11 protein-coding genes and 1 pseudogene are annotated in these 14,704 nt (G+C 64.4%); 2 read left to right on the top strand and 10 right to left on the bottom strand.

All coding sequences use genetic code 11. The features are described 5' to 3' along the window. Positions 1–111: 111 nt before the first annotated feature. Positions 112–1,122, top strand: coding sequence for an Ldh family oxidoreductase (locus AC1DRP_RS25220; RefSeq protein WP_441508035.1), 1,011 nt, complete (start codon positions 112–114; stop codon positions 1,120–1,122). A gap of 51 nt (positions 1,123–1,173) precedes the next feature. Here AC1DRP_RS25220 and AC1DRP_RS25225 read toward each other — a convergent pair. The 7 genes and pseudogenes from AC1DRP_RS25225 to AC1DRP_RS25255 all read right to left on the bottom strand — a co-directional run bounded on the left by AC1DRP_RS25225 (position 1,174) and on the right by AC1DRP_RS25255 (position 9,581). Further along, positions 1,174–1,584, bottom strand: a pseudogene (locus tag AC1DRP_RS25225) (AtzH-like domain-containing protein). 136 nt (positions 1,585–1,720) lie between these two features. Then, entirely contained in the window at positions 1,721–3,508 is a 1,788-nt protein-coding gene (locus AC1DRP_RS25230; protein WP_476769870.1) for a peptide ABC transporter substrate-binding protein, read from the bottom strand. 459 nt (positions 3,509–3,967) lie between these two features. Next, complete coding sequence (locus AC1DRP_RS25235) at positions 3,968–5,410, bottom strand: aldehyde dehydrogenase family protein (protein WP_476769871.1); 1,443 nt, start codon at positions 5,408–5,410, stop codon at positions 3,968–3,970. 73 nt (positions 5,411–5,483) lie between these two features. After that, positions 5,484–6,251: an amino acid ABC transporter ATP-binding protein gene (locus tag AC1DRP_RS25240; RefSeq protein WP_441508072.1), complete on the bottom strand. Its 768-nt coding sequence runs from the start codon at positions 6,249–6,251 to the stop codon at positions 5,484–5,486. Then, positions 6,251–6,919 carry an amino acid ABC transporter permease gene (locus tag AC1DRP_RS25245; RefSeq protein ID WP_043235261.1) on the bottom strand — a complete coding sequence of 223 codons (669 nt, stop codon included), beginning with the start codon at positions 6,917–6,919 and terminating at the stop codon, positions 6,251–6,253. Before AC1DRP_RS25245 ends, AC1DRP_RS25240 begins: the two co-directional genes overlap by 1 nt. Positions 6,920–7,006: 87 nt before the next feature. After that, positions 7,007–7,819, bottom strand: coding sequence for a transporter substrate-binding domain-containing protein (locus AC1DRP_RS25250; protein WP_113511165.1), 813 nt, complete (start codon positions 7,817–7,819; stop codon positions 7,007–7,009). Between the two features lie 61 nt (positions 7,820–7,880). Continuing rightward, on the bottom strand, positions 7,881–9,581 hold the full coding sequence (locus tag AC1DRP_RS25255; protein ID WP_476769872.1) for a thiamine pyrophosphate-binding protein: 1,701 nt from the start codon (positions 9,579–9,581) through the stop codon (positions 7,881–7,883). Positions 9,582–9,689: 108 nt separating this feature from the next. Here AC1DRP_RS25255 and AC1DRP_RS25260 point away from each other — a divergent pair, with 108 nt between their 5' ends. Further along, positions 9,690–10,445 carry an IclR family transcriptional regulator gene (locus AC1DRP_RS25260; protein WP_441508039.1) on the top strand — a complete coding sequence of 252 codons (756 nt, stop codon included), beginning with the start codon at positions 9,690–9,692 and terminating at the stop codon, positions 10,443–10,445. 61 nt (positions 10,446–10,506) lie between these two features. Here AC1DRP_RS25260 and AC1DRP_RS25265 read toward each other — a convergent pair whose 3' ends face one another. From AC1DRP_RS25265 to AC1DRP_RS25275, 3 genes are all read right to left on the bottom strand, one after another. Then, a complete protein-coding gene (locus tag AC1DRP_RS25265; RefSeq protein ID WP_476769873.1) occupies positions 10,507–11,802 on the bottom strand; it encodes an NAD(P)/FAD-dependent oxidoreductase in 1,296 nt (431 codons plus the stop codon). 137 nt (positions 11,803–11,939) lie between these two features. Beyond that, positions 11,940–13,415, bottom strand: coding sequence for a protein adenylyltransferase SelO (locus AC1DRP_RS25270; protein WP_476769874.1), 1,476 nt, complete (start codon positions 13,413–13,415; stop codon positions 11,940–11,942). A gap of 67 nt (positions 13,416–13,482) precedes the next feature. After that, the coding region (locus tag AC1DRP_RS25275) for an ATP-binding protein (protein ID WP_476769875.1) at positions 13,483–14,704 on the bottom strand (1,222 nt) is incomplete at its 5' end.

The raw sequence follows: 14,704 nt of genomic DNA on the forward strand, positions 1-14,704 counted from the left end.
GCACGATGAAATGAGCGCGCTGTGCATACTTTGCTATCCAGCCCCTCCTAGGATCGATCGAGTTTCACCGTCACAGGCCTGATGATGTCTCAGATACCAAGCGCCGTTCCGATGCGCGTTGCCGATCTTGTCGCGGAGGTTGCCGCTGTCTTTGCCGGCGCCGGACTCTCTCCCGCCGGCGCGAGCCGTATTGCGGAAGCCCTGGTCGAAGCGGAGCAGCAGGGCCTGAGCTCGCACGGGCTGATGCATGTGCCGCTCTATATCGAACGCCTGCGCAAGGGCTCGGTCTCGCCGCATGACGAAGCTCTGTGCGTGAGTGACCATGGCGCCGTTGCGGTTCTCGACGGCCGCCACATGCTCGGTCATCTGGCCGCCGAGCAGGCCATGACCCTGGCTATCGCAAAGGCTCGGAGTTTCGGCATCGGCGCGGTTGCCGTGCGTCATGGGTTTCATTTCGGCGCTGCCGGTCGCTATGCCGCCCAGGCCGCTGAGGCCGGCATGATCGGGATTGCGATGTCGAATACGCGGCCGTTGATGCCGGCCCCCGGCGGGGCTGAGCCGGCTGTCGGCAACAACCCGATCGCGATTGCCATTCCGACTGCGGACGAGCCTGCGGTGGTGGTCGATGTCGCCATGAGCGAAGGCGCTCTCGGCCGCATTCGCCATCACCAGCAGCGCGGCGAGCCGATTCCGGCGAACTGGGCCGTAACGTCGGAAGGGCTTCCGACCACCGACCCTGCCGAGGCAATCAGGGGGCTGCTTCTGCCCACCGGCGGCCCCAAGGGGTTTGCCCTCGCACTGGCGGTCGACATGCTGTGCGGGCTCCTGTCCGGTGGTGCCGTGGGAGCCGAGGTGAAAGCGCTCTACGGCGACGCCGCGCAACCGAATGACTGCTCGTTTCTGTTCCTGACGCTGAATCCGGGCGCTTTCGGCGCTGAGGCCTTGCCTTGCCGCGCCGCAGCCGAGCGGGAGCGCATCAGCAGCGGGCGCCGCGCCCCCGGTACTAATGCCATCCGTGTCCCCGGTCAGGCAAAATGGGAGAACGCCAAGCTCCGACAGGAGATCGTGGCGGTCGACAGCCGGACGCTCGCTGCGCTGAGGGCAAGCGCCATTGGAAGCTGACTAGGGGGGCAGGGGCCTCGACTGTCAAAGCGAAGCAGGGGGCGCGGCTGCTCACCAGAGGCGCGGCCCCTCCATCGTTGATACGTGAGCGGAGATCACCTTCCAGCCGAGATCGGGGAAGCGCGCCCAGGTCTGGCTCTACCGGCCGACCATGTCCTGCCCGCGGACCTTGAACTCCAGGTTCACCGTGGCAATGTCGCGCCCCAGAGTGAGAATCTCCAGCCGCAGCCGCTTTTCCTTGATACCGGGCCCCGGCGGGCGAGAAACGCGGTGGGCGTGGATCTCCGAGAAGCCATAGCCATTCTCGTGCAACGCGTATCGGATGGTGTGCGGACTGTCCCAGAATGCGGCATCCAGCACAGCCACATCCTTGTCGATCAGGGCTTGCTCGTAGCGTTCGAACAATGCGCCGATTTCGGCAACGACATGGGCAAATTCGGGATCAGGTCGGGCACGGTGCAGCCTTCATACATGGCGCCGACGGATCAAGCCGGCCTCCGCCCCCTGTCATAGGATGATCAGAGTTCCGCCCGCTCCCATTCGGATGGGAGCGGGCGGCGAAGCGGTGGACCAGATTCGGTCCCGGAGCGCTGGACGGCTAGGTGCGGTACCAGCTCGCAAGGTTCCAGGTCGTGACTTCCCAGCCCGAAATATCGGGCACGAGGTTGTTCGCCGACGCGCCTACGATCGTGCGCGACAGGAGCGGCAGGATGATGTTGGCCTCGCAGAAGATCTCGTTGACCTTGATCAGCAGCGCGGCGCGCTTCACAGGGTCGAACTCCTTCTGCGCAGCCTTGTAGGCCTCATCCGCTTCCTTGCTGCCATAGCGCGAGACGTTGCGGCCGAGCCACTTGTTCTCCTTGTTGGCGATTTCCCAGGACACGAACTGGTTCAGGAAGCGCTCCGGATCCGGCTGCGGCTGCGTCGTGGTGTACATCTCCATGTCGCAGTAGAGCTTGGTGTAGGTGTCGGGATTGGAGACGTCCGAGGAGAAGAACACGGACGCGGTCACCGACTTCAGCTCGAGATCGATGCCGGCACGCTGGCAGGCCTGCTTGATGATCGCCTGGGTCTTCTGGCGCGGCGCGTTGATCGAGGTCTGGAAGACGTATTTGAGCTTCTTGCCATCCTTCTCGCGGATACCGTCGGCGCCCTTCTTCCAGCCGGCGTCGTCGAGGATCTTGTTGGCCTTGTCGACGCTGAATTCATACTTCAGCTTCGGCGACTTGAACTGCTTCGGCTCGTTGACGAAGCTCGCCGTCGCCGTGCCGCCGCGGCCATAGATGAACTTCTGGATCGAGTCGCGGTCGATCAGGAGGTTGATCGCCTGGCGCACCGCCGGATCGCTGAGCGTCGGATGCTTGGTCTTGACGCTCGAACGTTCGCCGTCGACCTCGGTCCACGGGTCCGTGGGGTTGAGGATGATGAACTCGACGTCGCCACCAGGAACCACCACCACGCGCCCGCGCCCGCCGGTCTCCATGCGCTTGAGGATCTCGTCCTCGACCTGCATGTTCCAGGCATAGTCGTATTCGCCGGTCTGCAGCACGGCACGCGCCGCCGAGACCGCGTCACCGCCGCCTTTGACTTCGAGCGTGTCGAAATGCGGCTTGTTCTTGACGTGATAATCGGGGTTTCGTTCGCCCGTGAGCAGGTCGCCGGGCTTGAACTCGACGAACTTGTAGGGGCCGGTGCCAACGGGCTTCAGATTGGCCGGGGCTTCGCGCGACTTGGCGCCCTTGTACTCGCCGAAATGGTGCTTCGGGATGATCATGCCGGCGACGCCGACGAAGGCATCGGCCCAGAACGGCGTCGGATCCTTGAAGATGATCTTGACGGTGTGGGAGTCGATCTTCTCGACCTTGATGTCCTTGTAGGCGCCGGYCGTATAGGCGGCGGTGGCCGGATCGGCGGCATATTCCCAGGTGAAGACGACGTCATCCGCGGTGAACGGCTTGCCGTCATGCCATTTGACGCCCTGCTTCAGCTTCCAGATCACTTCCTTGCCGTCGGCAGACACTCCGCCATTGGCCTTGGTCGGGATCTCGGCGGCGAGTTGGGGAACGAGATTGCCGTCCTTGTCCCAGCCGGCGAGCGGCTCGAAGAAAACGCGCGAGGCGATCTGGTCCTTGGTGCCGCTGGCGAAATGCGGGTTCAGCAGGGTCGGTGCCTGCCAGAGCAGGATCTTCAGCGGCCCGCCGCCACCGGCCTTGGTCGGCTTGTAGTCGTCGGCCGACTGGGCCATCGCGACGCCGTTCCAGGCCAACATCTGGGTTGCGATCGGTGCGCTCAGTCCCAGCGCCACCATCTTCTGCACGAAGGAGCGCCGCGACAGGCCACCTTCCTTCACATCCGCGATCAAACCTCGCAGGTCGTGTTCGTTCATAAATACCCTCCGCCGACAGGCCGTTGATAATGTTCCGGGGGTCTTGCGCCCCCTGCTTTTCCCTCAAGCAGCCGTCAGCAAGGCATGGGCCAGCGAAAGCGTCAACTGGGCGCTGCAGAATGGCCAATGCTGCATGCGCCGATCGTGCGGGCGTTCGTGCAACGAAGCGTATCGGCGTGGATTAGGCCGCAGCCGCAGCAAGCAACGCGGCTTCATGACATGGCTTTGGAGAAGGTTTGGGGCGGGCACCAAGAATTGGCAGAGGGCACAACGATAGACCTGCCCCGAAACCGAGGTGCGGGCAGGGACCAGCCGAAGGCCATGTCGAGACTGAATGGCTCGCACCGGCGTGCTGACGATGCCCCCGTCGCGGCCTGCGCCGGACGTCGGCCATCCCGGCGCAGTGGACTTCGGAAAAATGCCCGTGATTCGGCCAGCCGATTCTCCACCCTCCGGCGGCTAGGCCGGAAGCGTGTAGGCGGTCTTCACGGTCGTGTAGAATTCCTGCGCGTAGCGGCCCTGTTCCCGGGGGCCGTAGGACGAACCTTTGCGGCCACCGAAGGGCGCGTGGTAATCCGTGCCGGCGGTCGGAAGATTGACCATGACCGTTCCGGCCTCTGCGTTGCGTTTGAAGTGGCTCGCATATTTGAGGCTCGTCGTGCAGATGCCGGCCGAGAGGCCGAACCTTGTATCGTTGGCGGCGGCAAGCGCGGCGTCATAGTCCTTGACGCGGATGACTGCTGCGACTGGCCCGAAGACCTCCTCGCGGGCGATCCGCATGGTCTGGTCGATCTYGGTGAACAGCGCCGGCGATAGATAGAATCCTGGCGTGGCCCGCGCGAGAACCTCACCGCCGCACGCAAGCCGGCCGCCTTCCTCCTGACCAAGGCGGAGATAGCGCAGGTCCTGATCGAGCTGCCTCTGGTCAACCACGGGTCCGATGCTTGCTTCCGGCTTGAGCGCATCGTCGACGACGAGCCCGTGCATGGCATCGATCAGGCGCTCTACGAAGCTGTCATGGATCTTGTCGGTGACGATCAGCCGGGACGCTGCGGTGCAACGCTGCCCGGTCTGGTAGAAGGCGCTATTGAGCGCACACCCAACCGCCAGTTCGATATCGGCATCGTCGAGCACGACAAGCGGGTTCTTGCCGCCCATTTCGAGCTGCATCTTCTTCATCCGGTCGGATGCGACACAGGCCTCTGCGACCTTGCGGCCCGTGGTGACAGAGCCGGTGAAGGAGATTGCGTCCACGTTATCGCTGCGCAGGATCGCTTCGCCGACGACAGATCCCGATCCCATCACGAGGTTGAAGACGCCGGCCGGAAGGCCGGCTCTGGCAAGGATGTCAGCCAGCGCATGCGCGGAGCCCGGCACCAGTTCGGCCGGTTTGAGGACGATGCAGTTGCCGTAGGCGAGGGCAGGCGCGATCTTCCAGGCAGGAATCGCGATCGGAAAGTTCCAGGGCGTGATCAGCCCGACGACGCCGACAGGCTCCCGGGTAATGTCGACCTCGACGCCGGGACGCATCGAGGCCAACCTGTCGCCTGCCAGGCGCAGGCACTCACCGGCAAAGAAGTGGAAGATCTGCCCGGCCCGCACGACCTCACCGATGCCGTCCGCCAGCACCTTGCCCTCCTCGCGGGAAAGCAGCATCCCGAGTTCGTCCTTGCGAGCGAGGATCTCGTCGCCAATACCCTTCAGGATATCGTGCCGGAGCTGGATCGATGAGCGCGACCAGGCCGGGAAGGCTGTCGCAGCTGCGTCGATGGCGTCCTGCACGTCGGCATGAGTGGCCTGCGCGTAATGGGCGACGATGTCATTGGTGTTCGACGGATTGATGTTGGCGATCGCTTCACTTGCGTGACGCCACTCTCCGCCGATGTAGTTCGGTTGGATCATTGCAGGGACTCGTGTGGCGGCGCGCCGGCACACGAATGCCGGCGTTGCGCGAGGGGAAGGCAATCGCCAAGGATCAATCGTTGATGATGGCGCGCAGGAAGCGCCGGGTGCGTTCCTCGGCCGGATTCTCGAAGAAGGCGCGGGCAGGGGCCTCCTCGACGATCTGTCCGGCGTCGAGCAGCATGGCCCGGCTGGCGACGCTCTTGGCGAACCCGATCTCGTGGGTCACCATGACCATGGTCATGTTGTGCTCCTGGTGCACCTTGCGGATGACCTGGAGAACCTCTTCGCGCATCTCGGGATCGAGCGCCGATGTCGGCTCGTCGAACAGCATCAGGGTGGGGTTCATCGCCAGTGCCCGGGCGATCGCCACGCGTTGACGCTGCCCACCGGAGAGCTGGAACGGATAGACACTCGCCTTCTCCGCCATGCCGACCTGTTCGAGCAGCTTTCTGCCCTGTTCTGTTGCCATGCGGGGCGGCGTCCCGAGGATCTTCATCGGCGCGATGGTGATGTTCTCGAGCGCCGTCATATGCGGGAACAGATTGAAGTTCTGGAAGACGAAGCCCGTCGACAGGCGAATTTTCTGCAACGTATCGGGGTTGGCCGTTTCGACATTGCGCCCGCCCACGGAGATGTCGCCGCGATTGATCGTCTCGAGGCCGTTGATGCAGCGCAGGAGCGTGCTCTTGCCGCAACCGCTGGGGCCGCAGAGCACCAGCACTTCGCCCTGTGCGACGTCGAGCGAAATGCCGTTGAGCACGCTGACGGCGCCATAGGATTTGTGAACGTCGCGAATACGGATGAAGGCCTGAGCCGAGGCTGCCGTCGCGCCCGTCATCAGATCGGTTGCCATTTTTGAAGCCTTTCGAGCATCCGCATGAGCAGGGCGTATCCCCAGATAAGCGCCACATACAGAACGGCTGCGCCAGTATAGAACTCAAGCGGGCGGAAGAATTGGACCGTCAGTTCCTGAGCCCGGAACATCACCTCGGGCACTGCGATCAGTACTGTTACGGTGACGTTCTTGATGACTGTGATGTGGACATTGGTGAGGGACGGCAGGGTCGCAAAGAAAGCCTGAGGCAGCGTGATGTAACGCATCACTTTCCAGCGTGAGAACCCAAGCGATTGTGCAGCCTGGGTTTGCGTGGCCGGGATCGCCTCAAGGCCGCCGCGAAACGCTTCACAGGCAAGCGCAGCCCCGTTCAGGGACAGTGCGATGATCGAGCTCACGGTCGGAGAAAACGAAACCCCTGTCAGGATCGGCATGACATAGTGGATCCAGATCAGCAGGACCACGACCGGAAGCGTGCGGAACAGGTCGACGAAAACCACCGAGGCGCCGCGCAGCAACCAGCGCCGCGACATGCTCATCGCCGCCAGTACGACGCCGAGAATGGTCGTGATGATGATGCTGGGAAAACTCGTCCACCACGCGTGCCAGAGTCCGCCCGCGAGATAGGGCCCGTATTCGGTCAGAACGCCGAATTGAAATGTGTAATTCATGATCTCATTCGACCAGCATTTTCCGGAGCAGAGACGTGACAGGGGGCGGATATGCGACGGGCGTCCGCCCCTTGCCTGGTTCGTCGGCTAGCGCGGCCCGACAGCCAGTTCAGGCGGCAGGTTCCACTTCTCGGCGAGAGTGCGGTACCAGCCCCGCAGCTTCATGGAGCGGACATAGGTGTCGAGGAAGACCAGAAGGTCGAGATCGGCATACCGGACAGCGTGGTTCATGCTGGTCCATTCCGTCTGATCGCTGGCGAACTTGATATTGCGCAGCTCGGTCGGGCGCTCCTGAGCGCGCAACTCATTCGAGACGGAATCGCCGATATAGGCCGTCGACCGCCCTTGCATGACCTCGAGCACCGCCGCTCCCGTATCGGAAAGGGGCGTGACCTTCGCCTTCTTGAAGGTGCGCTGGGCATATTGCTGGGCAGCGGTGCCCGAGACCACGGAGAGGACATTGCCCTCCTTGTCCAGGTCCGCGAAGGTCCGCACCGGGCTATCGGCGCGCACCATGGCGGTGGACGAGAGATAGCCGAAGGCCTCTCCAAACGCGACGGCCGTCGCACGCTCGGGTGTCGCTCCGAGCCCGCTCATGATGACGTCCCATTTGCCGGCCTGGAGCCCGGCCACGAGGCCGCTCCAGGTCGTGTTGACGAGCTCGACCTTGATCCCGGTCATCGCCTCGAGATTGCGAATGTCGTCGACGATGAGGCCTTCGTACTGGCTCGTCTTCGGATTCAGCAGAACGAACTTGTTCCAGGGGGCTACTCCGACGACCAGCTTCTTCTCGGAAATGATCCGATCGAGCGTGGGGCCTGCGGAGGCTCCGGATGCAGACAGCGCGACGACCGCCGCGACAGCGGCCGACGCAAGTGCGTTGGCGATGGTTCTCAGCATGCTCTTCCCCTTTTGTATGGCGCTGTTGAACAGATCGGCTCTCGTGAGGTGATCGACCGCATCAATGGACCGCGTCGCGGGCGAGAATGGTCTCGAAGCCGACGATCGGTGCCGTGGCGTTGGGATCGATGACGACGTCGATGACGAAGGGGCCGTCGGCAGCAAACCCCCCAGCCAGGGCCGCAGCGATCGCCTCCGGGGCCGTAACGCGCTCACCGCGGCACTTCAGGGCCCGACCGACTTCCGAATAGTCGATGTCGAGGAAGTCGCATTCGAGATAGCGGCCCATCACCTTCTGCTCCCAATGCCGCTGGAAGCCGAGGGTGCCGTTGTTGAACACGACGACGAGGATATCGACGCCGTAGCGGGCGGCTGTTTCGAGCTCATTGATGACGTAGCCAAAGGCGCCGTCGCCGGTCACGCAGACGACCTTGAGCGATGGGTCGGCCATCTTGGCGCCGATTGCGGCGGGCAGGCTCCAGCCGATTCCACCGGTTCCACGCGGCGAGAGGATGAAGCGCCCCGAGCCTGGCACATCGATATGGCTCATGGCCCAGCCGGTGATGTAGCTGGCATCCGTAACGATGAGGGTCCGTTCATCGACCTGTGCCGAGATTTCGGCCAGCAGGCGTTCGGGCCGGATCGGTGTCTGCGCCGACTCCGCGACCGGCCGGAACTCGGCCCTCCAGTTCTCCGTCAGCTGGTCGATCCGCGCCCTGGTCTCCGGGTTGGTTCGGGCCAGGCCGCGATCGGCGCAATAGGCCATCAGGTCGCGCAGGGTATCGCGGACATCGCCGACCATGGCGATGTCGGTTGCGAAATTGCGGCCGATCTCGGCCGGGTCGATATCGAGATGGATCAGCTTGGTTTCAGGCTTGGGCAGCGACCAGTCGCTGTAGCAGATCTGGCCGGTGCGCGAGCCGAGCACGAAGACGACGTCGGCCTCGGCGAACAGCGTGTTGGAGATCTGCCCGCGACCATAGCGTCCGCCCGTGGTGGAGCCGAGCGGGCCCGCGGCGAGCGGGTGCGCATCGGCAATGGCTCCGCGCCCGGTCATGGTTGTCGCGACGGGGATGTCGAACAGTTCCGCCAGCATCCGGATTTCCTCTTCGGCGCCGGAGATGATCGATCCGCCGCCCGCGATCAGGAGTGGCCGCTGGGCCGTCGCGAGGAGCTCTGCCGCCTTCTCGATGGATTCGCGGCTCGCCCGGACCCGGTTGGCCGGGAAATGCGTGTAGGGTTGGTCAGYCCAGGTCTGGGCTTCGGCTTCGGCGGCCATGACATCGCCAGGGCAAAGCAGGACCACAGGGCCCGGCCGCCCCGATGTCGCGATCCGGAAGGCCTTGCGCACTGCGTCGGCCGCCTGCTCCGGTGCATCGATGCGCGTCACGTCCTTCACATAGGGCGCAAGAGCAACCGCATGATCGAGCGCGCTGCTGGCGTTCTTGTTCTTGAGCCGCAGCGGGTGGTCCTGGACGAGCGCGATCACCGGCACGGAGGAGCGCTGCGCCTCCAGCAGGCCCGTGATCAGATTGGTCGCGCCCGGCCCGAAGGTGGCGGCGCACACGCCTGGCCGGCCGGTTACCTGGGCATAGCCATGCGCCATGATGGCCGCATGCTTCTCGTCGCGCACCGTGACGATCCGCGTGAATGCGCGGTCGACGGCGTGGAACACATGGATCGGATCCTCCATGCCGAACAGGCAGGTCACCCCGTAGCTCTTCAGGGTTTCGTAAAGTAGCGCGCCGCCGGTGCCACGCATGGGTGTCTCCTCTTGACAGTCGGAAAAAGTGTTGCTTATTACGCAACATGTTGATTATTTATCGTACGCAGGACATCTGCGCGGCGTCAAGCCGCCAAGCGAGCGCTCATGAAGTCGATTGAAAAGGCCGTTAGTGCGCTGCAATTGCTCGTCAATTCGGGAGGCGAGCTGCGGGTTGGCGAAACCAGCCGCCACTTGAAAGTCACGCGCAGCAGCGCCTCGCGCCTGCTGGCTTCGCTAGCGAGCGGGGGGCTGATCGAGCAGGATCCCGCGACGCAGCGCTACAGGGCGGGGATCCTGGCTGTGCAGCTGGCTGCCAGCTTTCACCGGAATTTCGATCTGGTGGAACAGGCGCAGAAGGAAATGGAGGAGCTCGCCCGCCAGACCGAGCACACGGTATGGCTGGGCGTGCTCTCCGGCACCGAGGTCGTCGTCCTCAAGACGGCGCGGGGCTCGCAGCCGATCCAGTTCACGGTCGAGCCTGGCCACAGGCTGCCCGCGCATGCCGCCGCGATGGGGAAGGCGCTCCTCGCCGTCAAACCGGATGCCGAGATACGCAGTCTCTTTGCTGCAGCGCTCGATCCGGTGACGAAGCAGACCCTGGTTTCGATCGACGATCTGTTGCGCGAGGTCGCGATGTCGCGATTGCGCGGCTATGCGATCTCAAATCAGGAGCTTTTCGACGGCGTGAAAGCCATCTCCGTTGCTTTCGAGGACCCGCATAAGGGCATGAACATCGCCATCAGCGTTTCCTACCCGTTGTTTGCCTTCGAGGGCGGCGGCGACCAGTCGGTTGTCGATGCGCTGCTCCTGTTCGCCCATCACTTCGGTGCCCGGATCGGGGACAAGCGCTGGACGAAGTAAGGGGGGCTCGGGGCGCCGGCGCGGTCTGCCGGCCGCGGTGAGGCTCTTCGCCAGGGACGGTCTATCGTCGCTTCGGTCGGCTTTCGTTTTCGCGCCCCTGCGTGATCAGCCGCGAGCTTCTCTGGTCGCGCGCGTGAACCCACAGCCAGCTCAATGCCACGCTCACCCGATTGCGGACGCCGATCAGGAAATAGATATGAGCGAGGCCCCATAGCCACCAGGCCAGCGCGCCGCGCAGCTTGAAGAAGCCGAAATCGATCACCGCAAGCCGCTTCCCGATCGTCGCCAGACTRCCCGAATGCTTGTAGCGAAAGGCGGGTAGCACGCCCTCCCCGCGAAGCCTGAGGCGGATTGCCGTTGCGACGTATTTTCCCTGCTGCTTGGCTGCGGGCGCGATGCCGGGAACAGGGCTTCCATCGGGCGCAGCGACGCTTGCCGTGTCGCCAATGACGAAAATCTCGGGTCTGCCCGGTACCGTGAGATCGGCCTCGACCTTGACCCGTCCGGCTCTGTCAGCGGGAGCATCCAGCCAGCCGGCTGCGGGGGAGGCTTGTACGCCGGCAGCCCAGATGATCGTCGCCGCGGCAAGCGTCGTGTCGCCATAGACCACACCCTCGGCCGTGCATTGCGACACTGCCTGGCCGAGGAAGATCTCGACGCCGAGTCCTTCGAGGGCGCGATGGGCATAGGCGGACAGGTCGGGCGCGAAGCCGCCAAGCACGCGCGGAGCCGCTTCGATCAGCACCACGCGCGCCCTGCGGGTATCGATGTTGCGGAAATCTTCGGGAAGGGTGGAGCGCGCCAGTTCGGCGATCGTGCCCGCCAGCTCAACGCCGGTGGGGCCGGCTCCGATGATCACGAAGGTGAGCAGTGCGGCCTGTTTCAGCGCATCCGTTTCCCGTTCTGCCTTCTCGAAGGCGAGGAGAATGCGCCGCCTGATCGTCGTAGCGTCCTCGAGGGTCTTGAGTCCGGGCGCGAAGGGCTCCCAGTCGTCATGCCCGAAATAGGCATGCCGCGCGCCGGTCGCCACGATCAGGCTGTCATAGGCAAGCGTGGATCCGTCATCGAGGATAACGCGCCTGGCCTCGGGGTCGATGTCGATGACGCCGGCCAGCAGCGTCGTGATTTCCGGGCGCTTGCGCAGGAGATGCCGGATCGGCCAGGCGATTTCCGATGTTGCAAGCGAGGCGGTGGCGACCTGGTATAGAAGCGGCTGAAACAGGTGGTGATTGCGCCGGTCAACGATGGTGATCCGAACAGGCGCACCGGCGAGGCGATGGACCGCCTCGAGCCCGCCGAACCCGGCGCCGATCACGACCACATGATGGCGGTCGGAGAATTCATCTAGCGTCGCCACAGGAGGATACCCGAAATGTCCGGCCAGTTTACTAGGAGTAGGCGGCTTTAGGGCGATGCGATAGGGCGAGACCGGCGCACGCAGCCTCTCAGCGAGCCTCGCGATCCGACACCGGCTCGGATCGAGGCCCGCTGAGTTCAGGTTCCGCAGAAGGTTGCGAGCACACGCTCATGAGCCGCCGGGGGGCGGGCGTAGTCCCCCCGACCTGGCTGCTCGTCATAGGGATTTGCCAGAACCGCCAGCAATTCCTCGAAGGGAGCGAGATCTTGCTGCTCCACGGCCGCCTCGATTGCGGCCTCGACGCGATGGTTGCGTGGGATGAACAGCGGATTGACGGCGCGCATCGCCTTCACCCGCTCCGCGGGCGATATGGCCTCGCGCGCCAGCCGTTGCCGCCACGTGCTCTCCCAGTCGTCGAACTCCGCGGGATTGCCGAACAGGTCGCGGCAAGCGCTCCCTTCGGCAGGGCCCGTTCCATCCGTGCTCAACCGCCGGAACACGAGTGTGAAATCGGCCTGGCCGCGCTGCATCGTGTCGAGCAGGGCCTTGATAAGCACGACATCATCCGCTTCATCGGCGAAGAGCCCAAGCTTGCGGCGGAAACCGTCGATCAATGCGGTCTGGAACAGCTCATCGAAGCGGTCCAGCACCTCCYGCGCGAGCTTGACCGCCTGGTCCTGGTCATCGGCCAGCAGCGGGAGCAGCGCTTCGGCGAACCGCGTCAGGTTCCAACGTGCGACGGGCGGCTGGTTGCCATAGGCGTAACGCCCGCGCTCGTCGATGGCGCTGAACACCGTACCCGAGTCGTAGGCATCCATGAAGGCGCACGGCCCATAATCCAGCGTCTCACCCGCAACCGACATGTTGTCGGTGTTCATCACGCCGTGGATGAACCCGATTTGCATCCAGCGGGCGACAAGCGCCGCCTGCACGGCAATGACAGCCTCCAGCAGGGCCAGATAGGGTGCTGCGCTGGCGCTGACGTCAGGATAGTGCCGGGCGATGACGTGGTCGGCGAGGAGGCGCAGGCCCTCGACATCACTGCGGGCCGCGAAGAACTGGAATGTCCCGATCCTGATATGGCTGGAGGCGACGCGGGTCAGCACAGCTCCGGGGAGCAGCGTCTCGCGCCTGACCGTTTCGCCTGTCGTCACGGCGGCGAGCGCCCGTGTCGTCGGAACGCCCAATGCAGCCATCGCCTCGCTGACGATGTATTCCCGCAGCACCGGCCCCAGTGCGGCCCGCCCATCGCCCCGACGCGAGAACGGTGTCAGCCCTGCACCCTTGAGCTGGATGTCGCGGCGCCTGCCCTCGCGATCGATCACCTCTCCGAGCAGGACGGCGCGTCCGTCGCCGAGCTGCGGGCTGAACCCGCCGAACTGGTGACCTGCATAGGCCGTGGCGATGGGCTCGGCCCCTTCGGCAACACGGTTGCCTACAAGCATCTCGGTGCCGTCGGGCCCCGCCAGCCAGACCGGATCGAGACCGAGCTGCTCCGCGAGCGCCGTGTTCAACCGCAGCAGACGCGGCGAACGGACCGCGCTGGGGGTTACCCGCGCGAAGAAGCGCTCGGGGAAGCGGACGTAGGAATTGTCGAAGGGGATGGCGGTCATGGGACGTAGATAAGCCTTGGCAGCAACACGGCAACTCCGGCCCTGGTCCTTACCCTCGCGGGTGAGGCTAAATGCGCCTGATCGGAGCGCCGAGCTGGATGAAATCCTTCTCTCGACAGGTCAGGATGAGGATCTGCAGGGAACCGGCAGCTTTGTTCAAGACGAGGTGCATCCGGTCGAGACGCTCTTCGTCGGTGTTCACCAGTGCGTCGTCGAGGATGACGATCGATGGCTGGCCAAAGCCTCGCAGGATGTCCGCCAGTGCCAGGCGCGTGATCACCGCTGTCTGCTCTCTGGCGCCCATGCTGAGCTGTCTGAAGGGCTCTTCGACACCAGCGCGGACGAAGTGCTCGATCTCGAGCGTGTCCTCGTTGAGCACGATCTGGCTGTCGGGATGGAGCAGGCGCAGATACGGAGCAACCCGTTCGCGTACCGGGCCGAGCCAGCGGTCCTTGGACTCGCGCTGCGCTTCCGCCAATGTCTCGTAGAGAAGCCGGGCGCCATCGGCCTGAGCCTTGGTCGTCGCGAGCTGCCTTTGCCTGAGCGCGATCTGGCCTTCGATCTCGGAGAGCTGCTCGCCCAATCCATCACGACCAAGCGCCCGAAGTTCGATCTCGAGATCACGAGCCTCGCGGGCCGTCCTCTCAAGATCGGCGCGGATATTCTCAGCTGCGTTCCCGGCCCTGGAGAGGGCCAGCGAGGCGGCTTCGGGGTTCGCCCGCTCCAGCGCGCGAATGGCGGCCTGCTCAGCCTCCTTGGCCGTCATATCGGCCGATTGGGCGGCATCAAAACTGGCCTGCAGCTCGGCATCCGCGATCTTCGAGCGGGCCTCGATGAGGTCACGCCCCTTCTCGCTGGCGCTCGTGATTGCGGCATTCAGGCGCTCGTTCCAGACCGCTGCGTCAAGCGTGGCCTTCTCATGCTGGGCGCGATGCTGCGCCGCGGCGTCTTCGGCGGCCTTCTCGTCGTGGAGGGCGATGCGTTGGGCCTCGACTGCCCCGGCGCGGCTCTCCTCTGACGCTTCCTTTGCGTCGATCTCCCGCGCAGCGGACTGGGCGGCGAGCGCGCGCTGGTTCTGGGTCTCCTGCCGAAGGACTTCGAGCCCCCTGGGAGCGGTGGCGCTGATCAGCTTCCTTTGCAGCTCTGCTTCGGCGATCGCTTCGCCCTTTTGCAGCACTTGCGATCTTGCCGCCTCGAAGCTGGCGCAGCCGGTCTTGCGCAGCTCGCTTTGGAAGGCGCGTTCGGCTTCACCAAAGGCTCGCGCGAGATCCCCGACGCCGCCCCCTGGA

It is taken from the genome of Allobosea sp. 01N443, from assembly GCF_056399325.1.